This window comes from Pseudomonas fjordensis (genome assembly GCF_976987115.1).
Genome location: NZ_OZ336860.1, coordinates 5,550,178 through 5,569,521 on the forward strand (window position 1 = coordinate 5,550,178; position 19,344 = coordinate 5,569,521).

Consider the following 19,344-nt stretch of genomic DNA (forward strand, 5'->3'; position numbering starts at 1 on the left):
CTTAGAGAACTGCCCATGACTGAAGACAATATCCTCACGCCCAGCGGCTGGATGCGCGGTCGCCTGGTGCATGAACACGGCAAGGTGGTCGCCATTGACGGCACGCCGTGCGACCCGGCCGACAACGACCTGCCCTACCTGCTGCCGGGCTTTATCGACCTGCATGTGCATGGCGGTGGCGGTGCCGACATCATGGAAGGCGCCCGCGCCTTCGAGACCATTACCCGTACCCACGTGCGTTTTGGCACTACCTCGCTGCTGGCCACCACCATGACGGCGCCGGTGGAAGAAATCTCCCGCGTACTCGGTGAGCTCGGCACGTTCTGCGAACAGCGCCCAGCCGGCAGCGCCCGCGTACTCGGCGTGCACCTGGAAGGCCCCTACATCAATCCGGGAAAACTCGGCGCCCAACCCAACTTCGCCCACACCGCATTGATGCAGGAAGTGGAAGCCTACCTGCGCCTGGCGCCGATCCGGGTGATCACCATCGCCCCGGAAATCGCCGGCCACGACGGCCTGATCCGCGCCCTCAGCGAACGCGGCGTGCGCATGCAGATCGGCCACACCCTGGGCAGCTATGAAGAAGGCGTTGCGGCCCTGGCCGCCGGCGCCACCAGCTTCACCCACTTGTACAACGCCATGAGCCCGCTGCATCACCGCGAACCCGGCATCGTCGGCGCCGCGCTGGCCCACGCCCAGTACGCCGAGCTGATCCCGGACTTGCTGCATGTGCACCCCGGCGCCATGCGTGTGGCGTTGCGCTCGATCCCCTGCCTGTACTGCGTCACCGACTCCACCGCCGCCGCCGGCATGCCCGACGGCGAGTACAAGCTGGGCAGCCACACCGTGACCAAATGCCTGGGCGGCGTGCGCCTGGCCGACGGCACCCTGGCCGGCAGCACCCTGACCATGGATCAGGCGCTGCGCAACCTGGTGAAAATCGGCCTGCCTATCAGTGAAGCCTCACAACGCCTGTCGCAATTTCCTGCGGACTACCTGGGCCTGGAAGAACGCGGCCGCCTGCAACCCGGCAGCTTTGCCGACTGCGTGCGCCTGGACCGCTCCCTGACACTCACCGACGTAATGGTCGAAGGAGACACCATTGACTTCAAAAATGCTTGAAGAGGCCCTGGCCTCCTGCGACGCCGTCGCGGCCCAACTGCAGCGCCTGGACCCGATGCTGGAAGAAATCGCCGGCCGCCTGCGCCGCCAGCCGCCGCAAGTGGCGATGACCATCGCCCGTGGCAGTTCCGACCATGCCGCCAGTTACTTCGCCTACCTGGCCATGCAGCATGTGGGCATTCCGGTGGCATCGTTACCGATGTCGGTGGTGACCCTGTTGCAGGCGCCGATGAAAGTCAGCGGCCAGGTGGCGTTTGGTTTCTCCCAATCGGGGCAGAGCCCGGATTTGGTCAACAGCCTGCGCCTGTTGCGCAAGCGTGGCGCCCTGAGCATCTCACTGGTCAACGCCGAAGACTCGCCGCTGGAAGCCGCCTGCGAATTCCATGTGCCGCTGTGCGCCGGGCCGGAACTCAGCGTGGCCGCCACCAAGAGTTTTATCGCCACCCTCAGCGCCAGTGCGCAACTGATCGGCCATTGGAATCAAGAAGCCGACTTGCTGCAAGCCTGCCAGGCCTTGCCCGAAGGCCTGCGTGACGCCGCCAGACAGGATTGGCACACGGCCATCGACGCGCTTAAAGGTAGCCAGCGCTTGATGGTAATCGGCCGCGGCGCCGGGTTTGCCATCGCCCAGGAAGCCGCGCTCAAACTCAAGGAAACCTCGGCGATCCAGGCCGAAGCCTTCAGCAGCGCCGAAGTGCGCCACGGGCCGATGGCGCTGATCGACGAGAACTACCCCCTGCTGGTGTTCGCCCCACGCGGTGCCGAGCAGGCCGGCCTGTTGAGCCTGGCCGCCGATATGCGCCAACGCGGTGCCCGCGTGCTGCTGGCCGCACCGGATGACATCGCCGAACGCGACCTGACCCTGAGCCGCGCCGAACACCCGAGCCTGGACCCGATCCTGGCGATCCAGAGCTTCTACGTGATGGCCGCAGGCCTTGCCGAAGCACGTGGCATGGACCCGGACCAGCCGCGCCACCTGAGCAAAGTCACCCGCACGCACTAAAGCGGCGTTTTCCTGATGAGTACCGTGCCCATGCCCAACAACAATAATCCATTGACCCTTAGCGCCCCCTTGAGTGGGCCGGTGCTGGCCCTGAACCGCGTCCCCGACGAAGTGTTCGCCAGCGGCGCCATGGGCGACGGTCTCGCTATCGACCCGCTGAACGACTGCCTGCAGGCGCCCTGTGACGGCGTGATCATCCATGTCGCCCGCACCGGGCACGCCCTGACCCTGCGCGCCGACAATGGCGCCGAGGTGTTGATGCATATCGGCATCGACACTGTTGAACTCAATGGCGAAGGCTTTGCCTTGCTGGTGAAGGAAGGCACACGGGTGAGCCAGGGCCAGGCGCTGGTGCAGTTTGACCTGGACCGCATTGCGCGCCAGTGCAAGAGCCTGGTGAGCCTGATCATCCTCACCAACAGCGAGCGTTTTGCGCTGACGCCTCTGGCAGTGAAAAGCGTCAAGGCCGGCGAGCCGCTGATGCAGTTGGCCCCGCGTTCGGGCACCGCCGTTCAGACAGCTGTGGATAACTCCAGCGCCGAAGCCAGTGCCAGCGTGCGCATCACTCACCGTGGCGGCTTGCATGCGCGCCCTGCCGCGCTGGTGCGCAAGACGGCGCAGGGTTTCAGCAGCCAATCGCAGTTGCACAGCGGTGATAAATCGGCGCCATGCGACAGCCTGATCGGCCTGATGGGGCTGGGCATTGGCGAAGGCGACGAGGTGCGGGTGACCTGCCGTGGCGCCGATTGCGAAGCCGCGTTGCAGGCATTGGTCGCCGCGCTGTCTGTGGTGGTGCACGAAGAACATCACGCGCCGGTCGTGGCCACGCCCCGCCGCGTGAATACCGAAGCCAATGTACTGCAAGGTGTGTGCGCGGCCCCGGGCCTGGTATGCGGGCCGCTGTTCCGCCTGACGGGCATCGAGCTGCCGGAGGACACCGGCGCTCACAACATCGATGAGCAACGGCAACAGCTGGATATGGCCCTTGAGCAAGTGCGCGGTGAAATCCGCAGCACCCTGGACCACGCTCGCCAACGCAAGAACGTCGAGGAAGAAGACATCTTCGCCGCCCACCTCGCCCTGCTGGAAGACCCTGCATTGCTCGACGCAGCCACCACCGCCATCGCACAGGGCAGCGCCGCCGCCCACGCCTGGCGCGATGCGATCCAGGCCCAATGCGCCGTGCTGTTGGCCTTGGGCAAGCCGCTGTTTGCCGAACGCGCCAACGACCTGCGCGACCTGCAACAACGCGTATTGCGTGCCTTGTTGGGTGAAGCCTGGCATTTCGAATTGCCGGCCGGTGCGATTGTCAGCGCCCATGAACTGACGCCCTCGGACTTGCTGCAACTGAGCACGCAAAACGCGGCGGGCATCTGCATGGCCGAAGGCGGCGCGACTTCCCATGTGGCCATTTTGGCGCGGGGCAAAGGCTTGCCCTGTGTGGTGGCGTTGGGCGATGAAGTGCTCGACGTGCCCCAAGGCCAACGGGTGGTGCTTGATGCCGCCAACGGCCGCCTGGAACTGGCCCCCAGCGAAGCGCGCCATGCCGAAGTGCACCAGATTCGCGAAACACAAAAACTGCGTCGTAAAGAGCAGCAGGCCCAAGCCCAGCAAGCGGCGAGTACCCGCGATGGCGTGACCATCGAAGTGGCCGCCAATGTCGCCTCCAGCAGCGAGGCCCAACTGGCGTTTGCAAACGGCGCCGATGGCGTCGGCCTGCTGCGCACCGAATTCCTGTTTGTCGACCGTCGCACCGCGCCGGACGAGCAGGAACAACGCCAGGCTTATCAGGCCGTGCTGGATGCCATGGGCGACAAGTCGGTGATCATCCGCACCATCGATGTGGGCGGCGACAAGCAGCTGGACTACCTGCCGCTGCCCGTCGAAGCCAACCCGGTGCTGGGCCTGCGCGGCATTCGCATGGCTCAGGTGCGCCCGGAACTGCTCGACCAGCAACTGCGTGCCCTGCTGCAAGTCGCGCCGCTGGGGCGTTGTCGCATCCTGCTGCCGATGGTCAGCGAGGTGGATGAACTGCTGCAGATTCGTCAGCGCCTGGATGAGTTGTGCGTGGAGCTGGCACTGACCGAGCGCCCCGAACTGGGGGTGATGATCGAAGTGCCCGCCGCCGCGCTGATGGCCGAAATACTCGCCGAGCATGCGGACTTTTTGTCCATCGGCACCAATGACCTGTCCCAGTACACCCTGGCCATGGACCGCGACCACGCAGGCCTGGCCGCCCGTGTCGACGCGCTGCACCCGGCATTGTTGCGACTGATCGCCCAAACCTGTGCCGGCGCAGCCAAGCATGGGCGTTGGGTTGGTGTGTGTGGCGCCTTGGCCTCTGACCCGCTGGCCACGCCGGTACTGGTCGGCCTGGGCGTCACCGAGCTGTCGGTAAGCCCGCCGCAGATCGGAGAGATCAAGGACCGCGTTCGCCACCTGGACGCGGCGCAATGCCGGCAACTGAGCCAGGAGCTGCTCAACCTGAGCAGCGCCAAGGCCGTTCGCCAAGCCTGTCAACACCACTGGCCGCTGAGCTGAAAACAACAAGAATAGGGAGACACGCCATGTACCAACACTTTATCGAAGGCCTGCAACGCCTGGGCCGTGCCTTGATGCTGCCGATCGCGATCCTGCCGATTGCCGGCCTGTTGCTGCGCCTGGGCGACACCGACTTGCTCAACATTGCGGTGATGCACGATGCCGGGCAGGCAATCTTCGCCAACCTGGCGCTGATCTTCGCCATCGGCATTGCCGTGGGGTTTGCCCGCGACAACAACGGCACCGCAGGCCTGGCCGGGGCGATTGGTTACCTGGTGATGATCTCCACGCTCAAGGTGATGGACACCACCATCAACATGGGCATGCTCGCCGGTATCGCCAGCGGCCTGATGGCCGGTGGGCTGTACAACCGCTTCAAGGACATCAAGTTGCCGGAATACCTGGCGTTCTTTGGCGGGCGACGGTTTGTGCCGATTGTCACCGGCTTCAGCGCGGTGGGCCTGGGCGTGATTTTCGGCCTGATCTGGCCGCCGATCCAGCACGGCATCAACAGCTTCGGGGTGCTGCTGATGGAAAGCGGCAGCCTGGGCGCGTTCGTGTTTGGCGTATTCAACCGCCTGCTGATCGTCACCGGCTTGCATCACATCCTTAACAACATGGCCTGGTTCGTGTTCGGCAGCTTTACCGATCCAGTCACCGGCGCGGTGGTCACCGGTGACTTGACCCGCTACTTTGCCGGCGACCCCAAAGGCGGCCAGTTCATGACCGGCATGTTCCCGGTGATGCTGTTCGGCTTGCCTGCTGCGTGCCTGGCGATGTACCGCAATGCGTTGCCTGAGCGGCGCAAAGTGATGGGCGGGATTTTCCTGTCGATGGCGCTCACCTCGTTCCTCACCGGCGTGACCGAACCGATTGAATTTGCCTTCATGTTCCTGGCGCCATTTCTGTACCTGATCCACGCGCTGCTCACCGGCCTGTCGATGGCGGTCACCGACCTGCTGAATATCCACCTGGGCTTTACCTTCTCCGGCGGGTTTATCGACATGGTGCTGGGCTGGGGCAAGTCCACCAATGGCTGGCTGGTGGTGCCGGTGGGCCTGGCCTACGCGGTGATCTACTACAGCGTGTTCAGCTACTGCATCCGCCGCTTCAAGCTGAAGACACCGGGCCGTGAAGACATCCAGGTGGTGCAGGCTGAAGCGATGAGCGATAACCAGCGGGCGACGGCTTATATCCAGGCGTTGGGTGGGGCTGAGAACTTGCTGAGTGTGGGTGCTTGTACCACGCGGCTGCGCTTGGACATGGTGGATCGCAACAAGGCGGTGGATGCGCAGCTCAAAGCGCTGGGTGCCATGGCTGTGGTGCGGCCGGGGAATGGGGGGAGTTTGCAGGTGGTGGTTGGGCCGATGGCCGATAGTATTGCCGATGAAATTCGCTTGGCGATGCCGGGGTTTGTCGCCGTAACGCCTGTAGCGGTTGCACCTGTGGATAAGCCGGTGACGGTGAATGTGCAGGAGGCTGAGAAGTGGCTGAGTGCCTTGGGTGGCCGGGGGAATGTGCGCCATCTGGAAGCGGTAGCGATGACCCGGTTGCGGGTGGAGTTGGGGGATGATTCGCGGCTGTCTGAGGCTCAGCTCACTGCGCTGGGCTGCCAGGGTGTGAGTCAGCTTGAGAGCGGTGTTTGGCACCTGTTGATGGGTGACAAGGCATCGGGGTTGGGTGAGGCGTTGGAGCGGTTGGTGACTCGCCCGATCAATGCCTGACGGCGCTAGGGTGACGCAGAGCGTCACGGGATGCGTTCCCACGCAGAGCGTGGGAACGATCAACCAAGCGTCTTAAGTAACCGTGATCACCCATGGTTCCGAGCTATCTTGTGTATCTCTATTAACGGCCACGAACTCGTATTTCTTGGCATCCAAATTGTCCACAGTAACTTCGAAGGGGGTACCAGCCGTGGCTTGCGCACTCTCTAAGACCTGCCCTTGCGGGCCATCTTTGATATCAACAAGCCCAGAAACAGAGACACGACCGGTAAAGGTCAAAGTTCTACGAGGCGTACTGCCGCCGCTTGGAATCTCTTCGTCACCTGCCGTTTTAACGCTGGTAATAGAAACAACCATGGTCATTCTCCATCTGCGTAAGTGAGGAGCCAGTGAGCCATTATTGGCGAACAGGGGTAACTGTTAGAAATAACAGTTTCGACGAGCGGTTCGGGCCACTTTAGTGGTTGGGCGAGGCGTTGGAGCGGTTGGTCATTGGCGTTGAGGTCGGTGCCAGGCTCTAGAGATGTTGTGGCTATTCTGGCCTATTCGCGAGCAAGCCCGCTCCCACATTTGACCGCGTTGCCAAGTCAGGCACCGATCAAAATGTGGGAGCGGGCTTGCTCGCGAATGGGTTTTAACTGGCGCCGGAAGGTTTAAGCTCGGGCACTTCGTTCAAGTCCAACACCCGATCCACCATGAGCTGAATACCCTCCAGCATCCGGCAAATCGCCAAGACAACATCACGCTGCGCGCCAGCGACTTCAAACGCCAGCTGGCTGGTTAGCGCCTGCAGCGAAGCGATGTCCTGCGAGGTATTGGCGAGCAAGGTTTCGCTATCGATACTGCGTCGTACGCTGAATAACTGATCGGAAGGGGGATTGGGACTGTCTTTGATCATGGTAATGCTCCTCAAAAAATGGGAACTACCAACATCACTTGCAGATGATGGGTGGCAGCTGTGTGCGGGCCTGCAAGACCAAGGAAGGAGCATCCCGGGTAGACCCAAAGGTCTCCCGCACACAGCCACCATAAAGCGATGACCATGAAAAGCGCCACGATTATAGCGGCGCTTATGAGCTCCAACATAATTTCGGCGGGCTTGCAGTCCCGGTCGCTGAATTGGCAGCGACTGACGAAGGTTAGTGGTACCCGTTCCGAGGGACAACCTGAAAGGTTTGTCGGAAAGTTCTGAGGCGCCTGCACAGGCGCCATCGCAGGCAAGCCAGCTCCCACAGTGGGGTGATGCATGACAGGACAACACGTTCAAACTGTGGGAGCCGGGCTTGCCCGCGATGAGCATAGGTATCTACACAACTCTGTAGCGCCCCAACGGTAACCACGATGCGAAGCGAGCCGCTCTTGATCTTGATCTGCTTGTGATCTTGATCTCAGGCGCCCCGTTAAACCACGCTGGCCGAACGCAGGCTTGAATTCGTGGGTAACCCGGCAGGACGCCGGGTTAGCCGCCCCGCGCCATGGATGGCGCGTGGCGGCGGCCCACGGATTCAAGCCTGTGTTCGGGCACACCGAGCCTAAGCGAGGTGCCGAGTGGTGGGGCAAGAGCGTTTTGCTTACTTTTGCGCTTTTCAAAAGTGAGCCGCTGTCAGAGCGGAACCCTAGGTGGCCGTTACCTAAATAACGGATATGTACTCAATCTAATCCCACATCCCTGTCGGCTGTCAGGCCGCCTTCGCGAGCAAGCCCGCTCCCACAGTTTGATCGCGGGGCGTCAGGTAGATAAGCATCGGCTGTCCGGTCGCCACGGGAGCAAGCTCCCTCGCCACAGGTTCGGCGCAATACCCGAAGTTGTGTAGATACCTATGCCGCGATGAGGCCCTTGCAGACAACAAAAAACCCGCCGGCCAAACTGGCCCAGCGGGTTTCTTGTTTCACACACTTGTCATTTGACGTCCGCCTAGGCAGACGCTGCGCGTTGCTGCGCTTCGTAATGGCGGGTCTGAAAAGGCATCAAGGCCTGAACCTTCAAACCCAGTCCCTCACTCAACCCCCAAGACATTGCCAGCTCGTCACGGCGACTGCGCAACGCAACAGCGCCTTGTGGTTTCACGTATTGCCTGGAAGCTGAAAACAGTTCAAGCGCCTTCAACGCTTCCTTTACCCGATTATCTGTCGCGCACGAAAAGCGCGTGAATCGCTCAAGCAAATAACCCGCGCGACGAAGCTCCAACTCACTGGAGTGTTCCTCCATGAACGCCCTCACCTCGCCCACAAGATTCGTATCCGAATACCACACAGCCTTCGCTGCACTGACCAGGGCAGCATCATCAGCCTGGTTCAAAGGGCTTTTGACCAGTGTGTCCAAGGCGGACGAGAGGACTGGACCGTTAAAAGGCTTCGCCATCCGCAGCCTCCAAATAATGAACCGACAGCGACCGAAGAAGGCTATTGAGACAGGTTCCGAGGGACAACCTGAAAGGCTTGTCAGAAAAGTCTGAGGTGCCTGCACCACCGCCATCGCAGGCAAGCCAGCTCCCACAGTGGGTTGATGCATGACAGGACAACACGTTCAAACTGTGGGAGCCGGGCTTGCCCGCGATGAGGCCCTCACAGACAAGAAAAAACCCGCTGACCAAACTGGCCCAGCGGGTTTCTTGTTTATGCAGCCAGCCGATCAAAAATCCGCCAACTGCCACACCTCATACGCCGGTGTCTCATACGGGTGACTGAGTTTCAAAGCAGCCACGACAGCCGCAATCAACTCATCCGCCACCACCAGCTCAACCTTCCACTCTTCAACCACTTCAACCTGGCCCACCTGCCCGATAAACGGCTGGCTGCCGTCCAACGCGCGGAATTGGCCCTGGCCCAGCACTTGCCAGGCGCAGCTGTCGTAGTCGCCGATGCGCCCGCCGCCAGCGGTGAAGACGGCGGTTTTCACCGTCTCTACATGGCTGTCGGGCACGAAGAAGGCGAGCTTGTACACGGCCTTAGTTCACCCACACGCGGGCGTTGCGGAACATGCGCATCCAGGCGCCGTCTTCGTTCCACTCTTCCGGGCGCCACGAGTTCTGCACGGCGCGGAATACGCGCTCCGGGTGCGGCATCATGATGGTCACGCGGCCGTCGCGGCTGGTAAGGCCGGTGATCCCGCGTGGCGAGCCGTTCGGGTTGGCCGGGTAGCTTTCGGTGACCTTGCCGTGGTTATCGACAAAGCGCAGGGCCACAGTGCCGGACAGGTCGGCTTCAAGCAACGCTTCTTCGCTGCTGAATTCGGCGTGGCCTTCACCGTGGGCGATGGCGATTGGCATGCGCGAACCGGCCATGCCCTGCAGGAAGATCGAGTTGGATTCCTGCACCTGCACCATGGCAACACGGGCTTCGAACTGCTCGGAACGGTTACGCACAAAGTGCGGCCAGAACTCGCTGCCCGGGATCAGTTCGCTGAGGTTGGACATCATCTGGCAACCGTTGCACACACCCAGGGTGAAGCTGTCGTTGCGTTCGAAGAAGCCCTGGAACGCATCGCGGGCACGGCTGTTGAACAGGGCCGACTTGGCCCAGCCTTCACCGGCACCCAGCACGTCGCCGTAGGAGAAACCACCGCAGGCCACCAGGCCCTTGAACTCGTTGAGGTCCACACGACCGGCGAGGATATCGCTCATGTGCACGTCGATCGCATTGAAGCCGGCGCGGTCGAACGCGGCCGCCATTTCCACCTGGCCGTTGACGCCCTGCTCACGCAGTACGGCAACCTGTGGGCGGATGCCTTTTTTGATGTAAGGCGCGGCGATGTCCTGGTTGACGTCGAAGCTGAGCATGGTGCTCAGGCCCGGGTTGTCTTCTTCCAGGATTACGTCGAATTCCTGCTCGGCGCAGTCGGCGTTGTCGCGCAGACGTTGGATCTGGTAGCTGGTCTCGGCCCACTGGCGTTGCAGCAAGCGGCGCTGACCGGTAAAGACCGTGTCGCCGTTGAACGAGATATTGACTTCGCCGTTGTTGATCGGCTGGCCAATCACCGCCACGCACTCGGCCAGGCCAGCGGCGCTGAACTGCGCGAGTACGTCTGGGGTAGCGTCCTGGCGCACCTGGATCACCGCACCCAACTCTTCGTTGAACAGGATGCCGTTGATTTCGGCAGCATCCTCGGCAACGCTGTCGAGCACGATGTTCAGGCCGCAGTGACCGGCGAAGGCCATTTCGACAACGCTGGTCAGCAAACCACCGTCGGAACGGTCGTGATAAGCCAGCAGGTGGCCGTCGGCGTTGAGACCCTGGATCACGGCGAAGAAGGCTTTGAGGTCTTCGGCGTCATCGACGTCCGGGGCCTGCTTGCCGAGCTTGCCATGGGTTTGCGCCAGGATCGAGGCGCCCATGCGGTTCTGGCCACGGCCCAGGTCGATCAGGATCAGGTCGGTGGTGCCCTTGTCCATGCGCAGTTGCGGGGTCAGGGTCTGGCGGATATCGGTGACCGGCGCGAAACCGGTGACGATCAGCGACAGCGGCGAGGTGACGCTCTTGTCGGTGCCGTCTTCGTTCCAACGGGTGGCCATGGACATGGAGTCCTTGCCCACCGGAATGGTGATACCCAGCTCCGGGCACAGCTCCATGCCCACGGCTTTGACCGTGTCGTACAGGCGCGCATCTTCACCCGGATGGCCGGCAGCGGACATCCAGTTGGCCGACAGTTTGATGTCGGACAGCTTGCCGATGCGCGAGGCGGCGATGTTGGTGAGGGTTTCACCAATGGCCATGCGGCCCGACGCCGGAGCGTCCAGCAGGGCCAGCGGTGTGCGCTCGCCCATGGCCATGGCTTCACCGGTGTATACGTCGAAGCTGGTGGCGGTGACGGCAACGTCGGCCACCGGCACTTGCCATGGGCCGACCATCTGGTCACGGGCAACCAGGCCGGTGATGGTGCGGTCGCCGATGGTGATCAAAAAGCTTTTGCTCGCCACGGCCGGGTGGTGCAGCACGCGTTCGATGCTGTTGGCCAGGTCCAGCGTGCTTGGGTCGAAGTCATCGCCCAGTTCGCTTTCACGTACCGCCGAACGGTGCATGCGCGGAGCCTTGCCCAGCAGCACTTCCAACGGCATGTCCACCGGGCTGTTGCCGAAGTGGCTGTCGGTGACCGTCAGTTGTGGCTCGGCAGTGGCTTCGCCGACCACGGCAAACGGGCAACGCTCGCGTTCGCAGATGGCCTGGAAGCGTGCGAAGTCTTCAGGGCCGACGGCCAGTACGTAGCGTTCCTGGGATTCGTTGCTCCAGATTTCGTGCGGGGCCATGCCCGGCTCGTCGTTTGGAATGTTGCGCAGTTCGAAACGGCCACCACGGTCGCCGTCGTTGACCAGTTCCGGGAAGGCGTTGGACAAACCACCGGCGCCGACGTCATGGATGAAGCTGATCGGGTTCTTGTCACCCAACTGCCAGCAACGGTCGATGACTTCCTGGCAGCGGCGCTCCATCTCAGGGTTTTCGCGCTGTACGGAAGCAAAATCCAGGTCTGCCGAGCTGGTGCCGGTGGCCATGGAAGAAGCCGCACCGCCGCCCAGGCCGATCAACATCGCCGGGCCGCCGAGCACGATCAGCTTGGAGCCAACCAGAATCTCGCCTTTCTTGACGTGTTCTTCACGGATGTTGCCCATGCCGCCGGCCAACATGATCGGCTTGTGGTAACCGCGCACTTCATCGCCACGCGGGGTGGTGATGGACTGCTCGAAGGTCCGGAAGTAGCCGGTGAGCGCCGGGCGCCCGAATTCGTTGTTGAACGCGGCGCCGCCCAGCGGGCCTTCGATCATGATGTCCAGCGCGGTGACGATGCGCTCAGGCTTGCCGTACGGCACTTCCCACGGCTGTTCGAAGCCCGGGATCTGCAGGTTGGACACGGTGAAACCGGTGAGGCCCGCCTTGGGCTTGGCGCCACGGCCGGTGGCACCTTCATCGCGGATTTCGCCACCGGAACCGGTAGCAGCGCCCGGGAATGGGGCAATCGCGGTCGGGTGGTTGTGGGTTTCAACCTTCATCAGGATGTGCACCGGCTCCTGCACCGCGCCGTACTGGCGGGTTTCAGGGTCGGGGAAGAAACGGCCGGCGACGGAGCCGACGATCACCGAGGCGTTGTCCTTATAAGCCGACAGAACACCTTCGCTGTGCATCACGTAGGTGTTCTTGATCATGCCGAACAGACTTTTTTCCTGGCTTTGGCCGTCGATGTCCCAACTGGCGTTGAAGATCTTGTGGCGGCAGTGCTCGGAGTTGGCCTGGGCGAACATCATCAGTTCGATGTCGTGGGGGTTGCGCTTCAAGCCGTTGAAGGCGTTGACCAGGTAGTCGATCTCGTCTTCGGCCAGGGCCAGGCCCAGCTCGGTGTTGGCCTTCTCGAGGGCCGCGCGGCCACCGCCGAGTACGTCAATGGCGGTGAGCGGCTTGGGTTCGGCGTGGCTGAACAGGCCGGCAGCCTGTTCCAGCTGGCTGACGATGATCTGGGTCATGCGGTCGTGCAGGCTGCTGGCGATCAGCTCGGCCTCGGCGTCGCTGAACTGGCCAGCCACGTAGAAGGCGATCCCACGTTCCAGGCGCTGGATTTTGTCCAGGCCGCAGTTGCGGGCGATGTCGCTGGCCTTGCTCGACCAGGGCGAGATGGTGCCGAACCGCGGCAGAACCAGGAACAAGCGGCCAGTCGGCTCTTGAACGGGAACGCTTGGGCCGTACTTCAGAAGGCGTGCCAGCACTTGCTGTTCGTCGGCGGTCAAGACGCCGGTTACGTCGGCGAAGTGAGCAAATTCAGCGTACAGGCCTGTAACAGCTGGAACCTTCTGGCTCAGTTGCTCAAGGAGTTTGCTGTGGCGAAAGGCAGAAAGGGCAGGAGCGCCGCGCAGGATCAACATCTTCGGGACAGCCTCGGGAAGGGGTGTGCTTTGAGGCCGTGCATTCTAGCGTAAACCTTCGCCAACGGCACCCGAAACGCTACCGGTGGCCGCCGCCGAACGTCAGTTGGCACGCTTTGCCTGCGATCACGGCGTTATCCAGGGCATTGGGCGCAGTTATTTTAACCGTCACAAACCCTCGCCAAGCCCCGTTTCTGCGGGCTGCAGCACAGTTTTGCGCTGGCTAGCAGACAAGTGCGCCGCTGTCGAGATATGGCGCCGTGAGCCGTTTGCGTATACTGCGCAGATGTTCTTCCCAACTGTTTCGCGCCTGCGATGCGTCAAATGGCTCATCGCCACCTTGCTCTTCCTGATGCTCAGTGCCTGTGTTGATAAACCCAGCACACTGGAGCGAATCAAGGAGGATGGCGTATTGCGGGTGGTCACTCGCAACAGTCCCGCCACGTATTTCCAGGATCGCAACGGTGAAACCGGCTTCGAATACGAACTGGTCAAGCGCTTTGCCGACGATCTGGGCGTGAAACTGGAAATCGAGACAGCCGACAACCTTGACGACCTGTTCAACCAGCTGAGCAAACCCAACGGCCCGGTACTCGCCGCCGCCGGCCTGGTGAGCAGCGAGCAGCGCCAGCAGCAAGTGCGCTTTTCCCACCCGTACCTTGAAGTCACCCCGCAGATCATCTACCGCAACGGCCAATCGCGCCCCACCAACGCCGCCGACCTGGTGGGCAAAAAGATCATGGTGCTCAAGGGCAGCACCCACGCCGAACAACTGGCGGCGCTGAAAAAACAGAACCCGGCCATCGAGTACGAAGAATCCGACGCCGTTGAAGTGGTGGATTTGCTGCGCATGGTCGACGAAGGGCAAATCGACCTGACCCTGGTGGACTCCAACGAGGTGGCCATGAACCAGGTGTACTTCCCCAATGTGCGCGTGGCCTTCGACCTTGGCAATGCCAGCAACCAGAGCTGGGCGGTGGCGGCCGGTGAAGACAACAGCCTGCTCAACGAGATCAACAGTTACCTGGACAAGGTCGAGAAGAATGGCACCCTGCAGCGTCTGAAGGATCGCTACTACGGGCATGTCGATGTCCTCGGCTATGTCGGTGCCTACACCTTTGCCCAGCACCTGCAACAACGCTTGCCCAAGTACGAGAAGCACTTTCGCGCCTATGCCAAGGCCGAGAAAGTCGATTGGCGGTTATTGGCAGCCATTGGTTATCAGGAATCGCTGTGGCAACCCACGGTCACGTCCAAGACCGGCGTGCGCGGCCTGATGATGCTGACCCAGAACACCGCGCAAGCCATGGGCGTGTCCAACCGCCTGGACCCCAAGCAGAGCATCATGGGCGGCGCCAAGTACCTGGCGCGGATCAAGGATGAGCTGGACGACAAGATCGCCGAACCCGACCGCACCTGGTTCGCCCTCGCCGCCTATAACGTGGGCACCGGCCACCTGGACGACGCGCGCATCCTGGCGAAAAAAGAAGGCCTGAACCCCAACAAGTGGCTGGACGTGAAGAAGATGCTGCCACGCCTGTCGCAGAAGCAGTGGTACAGCAAGACCCGCTACGGCTACGCCCGCGGCGGCGAGCCGGTGCATTTTGTGGCCAACATCCGGCGTTACTACGACATCCTCACCTGGGTGACCCAGCCGCAATTGGAGGGTAACCAGGTGGTGGAAGGCAACCTGCATGTGCCGGGTGTGGACAAGACCAAGCCTGCGCAAGACACCCCACAGTTATAAAAACACCACATACCTCATGTGGGAGCGGGCTTGCTCGCGAAGGCGGTGGATCAGTCAATACATGTGCTGACTGACACACCGCCTTCGCGAGCAAGCCCGCTCCCACATTTGGATCTTCACTTGGCTTAGAGGCCGGTGAGCAGGTGGACCGCACCGCCCGGCAGTACCATCACGGCGGGTATACCCGCCGCCTTCAACGCAGACTCATCCAACCGCTGCCCCTCCTTCAACTGCACCCGCACCCGCGTGAGTGCCACGCGCTGCTGTGACGTGACGTTGCCCTCCCCGCCCAATGCGCTCAGCACCTCGGCCGACAACAGGCTGGGGGTCGACGCGGTAACCGTCTCGGCCACCAAATCAGGCGTCAGGGCTTTCCAGAACGCCCGCTGCAATTTCTCGAACATGCTCAGTGCTCCACGACAGGTGAGGTTTCAACGGTGGCCGCGTGGTACAGGCGCAGGGCCTCGCGCACTTGGTCGGCTTCTTCAAGGCCCAATACCTGGCGGGCGATGATCTGGCAGTCGTGCAGGTCCAGCTCGCGCACGGTGGCCTTGATGGTGGGGATCAGCGGCACACTGACCGACAGCTCATCCACGCCCAGGCCGATCAACACCGGCACCGCCATGGTTTCGGACGCCAACGCACCACACACGCCGACCCACTTGCCGTGGGCATGGGCCGCCTTGACGGTAATGTCGATCAGGCGCAGGACGGCCGGGTGAAAACTGTCGGCCTGGCTGGCCAGCCGTGGGTGGTCGCGGTCCATGGCCAGGGTGTACTGGGTGAGGTCGTTGGTGCCGATGGAGAAGAAATCCACATGGGACGCAAACACATCCGCCATCAGCGCCGCGCTCGGCACTTCGATCATGATGCCCAGCTTGGGCAGTTCGCTCAGGCCAAGCGCCTGAGCTTCCTCTTCGAGCATCTTGCGCGCCAGGTGCAGTTCCGACAGCAGGCTGACCATCGGCAACATGATATGCAGCCGCGCCAAGCCGGCGCTGGCAAGAATCGCACGCAGCTGTTCACGCAACAGTTCGGGGCGTTCCAGGCACAGGCGGATGCCGCGCAGGCCTAGGAACGGGTTGGTCTCGCTGTCCATCGGCACATAGGCCAAGGGTTTATCGCCGCCCACATCCAGGGTACGTACCACCAGATTGCGCTCAGTGCCGAGGGCGCGGGCGATGGCGCTGTAGGTATCGGCCTGCTCCTCTGCGCTCGGCGCACGGTTGCGTTCCAGATAGAGAAACTCCGAACGCAGCAGGCCCACGCCTTCACCGCCCAGGGTCAGGGACTGCTCCACTTCATGCAACGAGGCGACGTTGGCCGTGACCTCGACGTGGTGACCGTCGCGGGTGACCGCTGCCTGTGAGGCCTGTGCCACTTCACGCTGCAGCCGCAGCTTTTGCTGTTGGCGCACCGCCTGCAGTTGTTCGATTTCGGCCAGGTTCGGCTCCAGCTGCAGCTCACCTTTGTCGGCATTGAGCAGTACCCGCTTGCCGTTGGCCAAGGCCAGTACTTGACTGGGTACACCGCAAAGGGATGGCAAGCCGAGGGCCCGGGCGAGGATGGCCACATGACTGGTAGCGCCCCCGGCGACCGTGACAAAGCCCAGCACTTTGCTGGTATCCAGGCCGGCGGTTTGTGAGGGTGTCAGTTGTTCAGCGACCAGGATGGCGCACTCCGGCAGTTCCATGGACCGCTCTGGAACGCCCAGGATCAATTTGAGTACGCGCTGGCCGACGTCGGCCAAGTCCGCCGCACGCTCAGCCAGCAGCGTTTTACCCAAGCCTTCGAAGAGTCTGGCGGTCGCCACTGTGGCCGTGTTCCAGGCAAAGGCCGCGCTCTTGCCTTCGGCCAGCAGGCTATGGGCTTGTTCAAGCAGGGTCGGGTCTTCAAGCAGTTCCTGATGGGCGCGGAAGATCTCGGCCTGGGCGCTGCCGGCCGCCTTGGCCTGCAACGCTTGCAACGCCTCGTTTGCCGCCCGCAGGCCACGCGCCAATGCGGTACGTTCGAAGGTTTCTCCGGCACCGGCTTCGGGAATCTCAAGCGCCGGTTCAGCCACTTGGACCACCTGGCCGAACGCCGAGCCAGGCGAGGCACAGATGCCTCGCAACACGGACGCCGAAGAAGCAGGCGCAGCGGGTTTGTTGATCGTCTCGACCGCTACCGGCAGCGTCTCGCCACAGCCCTCGAGCAACAACGCCACCAGCGCCTGAATCGCCGCCTCGGCATCTTCCCCCGCCGCGCTCACTTGCACGCTGTCGCCCTGGGAGGTCTGCAACGCCATGATCGCTACAAGCGACTTGGCATTCGCGCTCAAGGTTTGCTTGTGCAGGAAAATGCTGGAACTGAACCCCTTTGCCGCCTGGGCAAACACCGCCGCAGGGCGGGCGTGCAAGCCGCTGGCATTAGGCAGGGTCACTGGCTTGGAAAACAACGCATTGCCCTCCTCCTCGTCCACCTCAGCTTTCATCGGCCCCGGTGAGACCTGCAACAGTGGCTGGCCGGACTCGACCAGCGCCTGACCGGCCACCAACGGCACAAACGGCTCGCCGCTCACAATGAGCATCAAGGTCAGCAGGCTGCGCGCATTGAGCGCGACATAGTCGGCATCGAACTCGATCAGCGGCTGCCCGGCCTCCACCCGCTGGCCCTCCTCGACCAGCCGGGTGAAGCCCTGGCCCGCCAGGTTCACGGTATCCAGGCCAATATGCAGCAGCACCTGCACACCATTATCGGCGGTGACACTGACCGCATGGCCGCTGTCCTGAATGTTGCTGATCACCCCGGTCAACGGCGCGCAGAGGGTTTGCGAGGTGGGGTCGATGCACAGGCCATCGCCAATCACGCGGCCGGAAAATACCGGGTCGGGCACCTGATCCAGCGCCAGCAAAACCCCGGACAAGGGTGCCAGCAGTTCCAGGGGTTGAGATGTGGTCATGACTTCACCTGTTTGTGTTGTTCTTTAAAAATCATTGGGGACTACCGGATTACTTCCACCAATATTCGACCTGCACACCGACGTTCGACCCATGCCGCGCCGTGCCATAGGCGCCGGTGTCGGACAACGCCGAGCCCGCCGCCAGCTCATTGGCCGCACGCTTGGCCGCTTTGTTCCAGGACGCATAGGTGTAATACAACCGCACTTCCGGCCGCGCCCAGAATTCAGGGCCTTTGGGCGACCAGGTCGGGGCGAAGGTAAATTTGCTCAATTTGCGCGTACCGCCTGTGGCCTCGACCTGATCGTGCCCCAGCTCAGCGACCAGTTTGAATTGCTCGCTGAGCGCATACGCCGGGCGCACGCCGAGGGACATCCAGTTCTGGTCCTGACGCCCTGGGCGCACATCTTTCTGGTACACCGCCTCGACTTGCCCACCAAAACGCGGAGTCACTTGCCAATCAAAGAACTCCACCGCGCGGTAACTTTTGCTGCTCTTGTCCAGCGCGGTATTGCCGGTGTAACCCAGGCCGGTGCCGGGGCCTTCGCCGTACTGCAGGGCAAACTTGTTCTTGCCGCCCAGGAAGGCCGCTTGCACATGCTGCGCCGTCAGCGCCCAGCCGCTGTTAGTGTCACGCCCACCGGCCTTGGCGATGTAGCTCAAGCCCAGTTCCAGCTCGCCACCGGGGTTGGTCTTGAAACCTGCGACGTTGAAGTCGTGACGGGTGGCGTATTCCTTCTGGTACAGGTTGTCCTTGCGCGACAGCGCATAGCTGTATTTCAAGCCGCCGATCAGCACGTCCTCGATCCCGCCACCGGTGGCGCTCTGGTTCCAGTAGTAGAAGTCGGAGATATGGATATCGTTACGCTTGTAGTAACGCCGCCCGGCCCACAGCGAACCGCCATTGAGGCTGGGCAGGTTGGACCACTGCGCATATATCTGCGGCATGCGCGCCGAGCCGTTGTTTTCACCCTGGAACTTCAGGGCGCGGTCGTACTTGTTGTAGAGGGAAGCCATGGCATCGACGCTGAGCACCGAACCGTCGTCGAGGGTCAGCAAATCCTGACGCAGTTCCAGCTCGGCGTACTGCTCGCATTCGTTACCCAGGCGGTATTTGGTTTGTGCACCTGGCAGTTGGAAACATTGCTGCTTGCCACTTCCGGTTGACGTGCCCACACCGCTGCGCAAATACCCGGCAAACTCCAGGGCTTGGGCGCCGAAAGGCACCGTGAGGCATGTCGCCATAAGGCCCAGCTTGATTGTTGTTTTCATGAAGCGCTCCTTTTATTTTTATTGTTTTTTCTTACGGTCTTGCGTGACTCGATCCCCTGTAGGAGCGAGCTTGCTCGCGAAGAACTTGCAGCCTCCACGCAACACCTGGAGGGGCGCGTTTTCGTTGGCGATCTTCGCGAGCGAGCTCGCT

At 62.1% G+C, this 19,344-nt stretch carries 13 protein-coding genes; 5 read left to right on the forward strand and 8 right to left on the reverse strand.

The genetic code is table 11. The annotated features are described in order from the left end of the window. The first annotated feature begins 15 nt into the window (after nt 1-15). From nagA to nagE, 4 genes are read left to right on the forward strand one after another with little or no spacing between them, the layout of a single operon-like run. A complete protein-coding gene (nagA, locus tag ACWHXD_RS25405) occupies nt 16-1,122 on the forward strand; it encodes an N-acetylglucosamine-6-phosphate deacetylase (protein WP_138762248.1) in 1,107 nt (368 codons plus the stop codon). Next, on the forward strand, nt 1,103-2,125 hold the full coding sequence (locus tag ACWHXD_RS25410; RefSeq protein ID WP_138762247.1) for an SIS domain-containing protein: 1,023 nt from the start codon (nt 1,103-1,105) through the stop codon (nt 2,123-2,125). Before nagA ends, ACWHXD_RS25410 begins: the two co-directional genes overlap by 20 nt. A 30-nt stretch (nt 2,126-2,155) precedes the next feature. Then, nucleotides 2,156-4,666, forward strand: coding sequence for a phosphoenolpyruvate--protein phosphotransferase (gene ptsP / locus ACWHXD_RS25415; protein ID WP_138762306.1), 2,511 nt, complete (start codon nt 2,156-2,158; stop codon nt 4,664-4,666). A gap of 26 nt (nt 4,667-4,692) precedes the next feature. After that, nucleotides 4,693-6,390: an N-acetylglucosamine-specific PTS transporter subunit IIBC gene (gene nagE / locus ACWHXD_RS25420; RefSeq protein WP_138762246.1), complete on the forward strand. Its 1,698-nt coding sequence runs from the start codon at nt 4,693-4,695 to the stop codon at nt 6,388-6,390. Between the two features lie 72 nt (nt 6,391-6,462). On the opposite strand, the gene ACWHXD_RS25425 is transcribed toward nagE, so the two are convergent. The 5 genes from ACWHXD_RS25425 to purL form a co-directional block, all read right to left on the reverse strand. After that, a complete protein-coding gene (locus ACWHXD_RS25425) occupies nt 6,463-6,747 on the reverse strand; it encodes a hypothetical protein (protein WP_032895418.1) in 285 nt (94 codons plus the stop codon). A gap of 277 nt (nt 6,748-7,024) precedes the next feature. Next, a complete protein-coding gene (locus ACWHXD_RS25430; RefSeq protein WP_032895417.1) occupies nt 7,025-7,288 on the reverse strand; it encodes a DUF6124 family protein in 264 nt (87 codons plus the stop codon). A gap of 1,017 nt (nt 7,289-8,305) precedes the next feature. Continuing rightward, on the reverse strand, nt 8,306-8,752 hold the full coding sequence (locus ACWHXD_RS25435; protein WP_032895416.1) for a hypothetical protein: 447 nt from the start codon (nt 8,750-8,752) through the stop codon (nt 8,306-8,308). Between the two features lie 270 nt (nt 8,753-9,022). Next, on the reverse strand, nt 9,023-9,334 hold the full coding sequence (locus tag ACWHXD_RS25440) for a YqfO family protein (RefSeq protein ID WP_044268045.1): 312 nt from the start codon (nt 9,332-9,334) through the stop codon (nt 9,023-9,025). A 4-nt stretch (nt 9,335-9,338) separates the two neighbouring features. Next, entirely contained in the window at nt 9,339-13,235 is a 3,897-nt protein-coding gene (gene purL / locus ACWHXD_RS25445) for a phosphoribosylformylglycinamidine synthase (RefSeq protein WP_032895414.1), read from the reverse strand. A gap of 286 nt (nt 13,236-13,521) precedes the next feature. On the opposite strand from purL, the gene mltF reads away from it, so the two are divergent. Continuing rightward, complete coding sequence (gene mltF / locus ACWHXD_RS25450; RefSeq protein WP_032895413.1) at nt 13,522-14,982, forward strand: membrane-bound lytic murein transglycosylase MltF; 1,461 nt, start codon at nt 13,522-13,524, stop codon at nt 14,980-14,982. Nucleotides 14,983-15,107: 125 nt separating this feature from the next. Here mltF and ACWHXD_RS25455 read toward each other — a convergent pair whose 3' ends face one another. From ACWHXD_RS25455 to ACWHXD_RS25465, 3 genes are read right to left on the reverse strand one after another with little or no spacing between them, the layout of a single operon-like run. Further along, nucleotides 15,108-15,386, reverse strand: a complete 279-nt coding sequence (locus ACWHXD_RS25455; protein WP_138762244.1) for a PTS sugar transporter subunit IIB — start codon at nt 15,384-15,386, stop codon at nt 15,108-15,110. 2 nt (nt 15,387-15,388) lie between these two features. Further along, the gene (ptsP, locus tag ACWHXD_RS25460) at nt 15,389-17,923 is read right to left on the reverse strand and encodes a phosphoenolpyruvate--protein phosphotransferase (RefSeq protein WP_138762243.1); all 2,535 of its coding nucleotides are present in this window, start codon (nt 17,921-17,923) and stop codon (nt 15,389-15,391) included. Between the two features lie 49 nt (nt 17,924-17,972). Further along, entirely contained in the window at nt 17,973-19,193 is a 1,221-nt protein-coding gene (locus ACWHXD_RS25465; RefSeq protein ID WP_138762242.1) for a maltoporin, read from the reverse strand. Between the last annotated feature and the right edge of the window lie 151 nt (nt 19,194-19,344).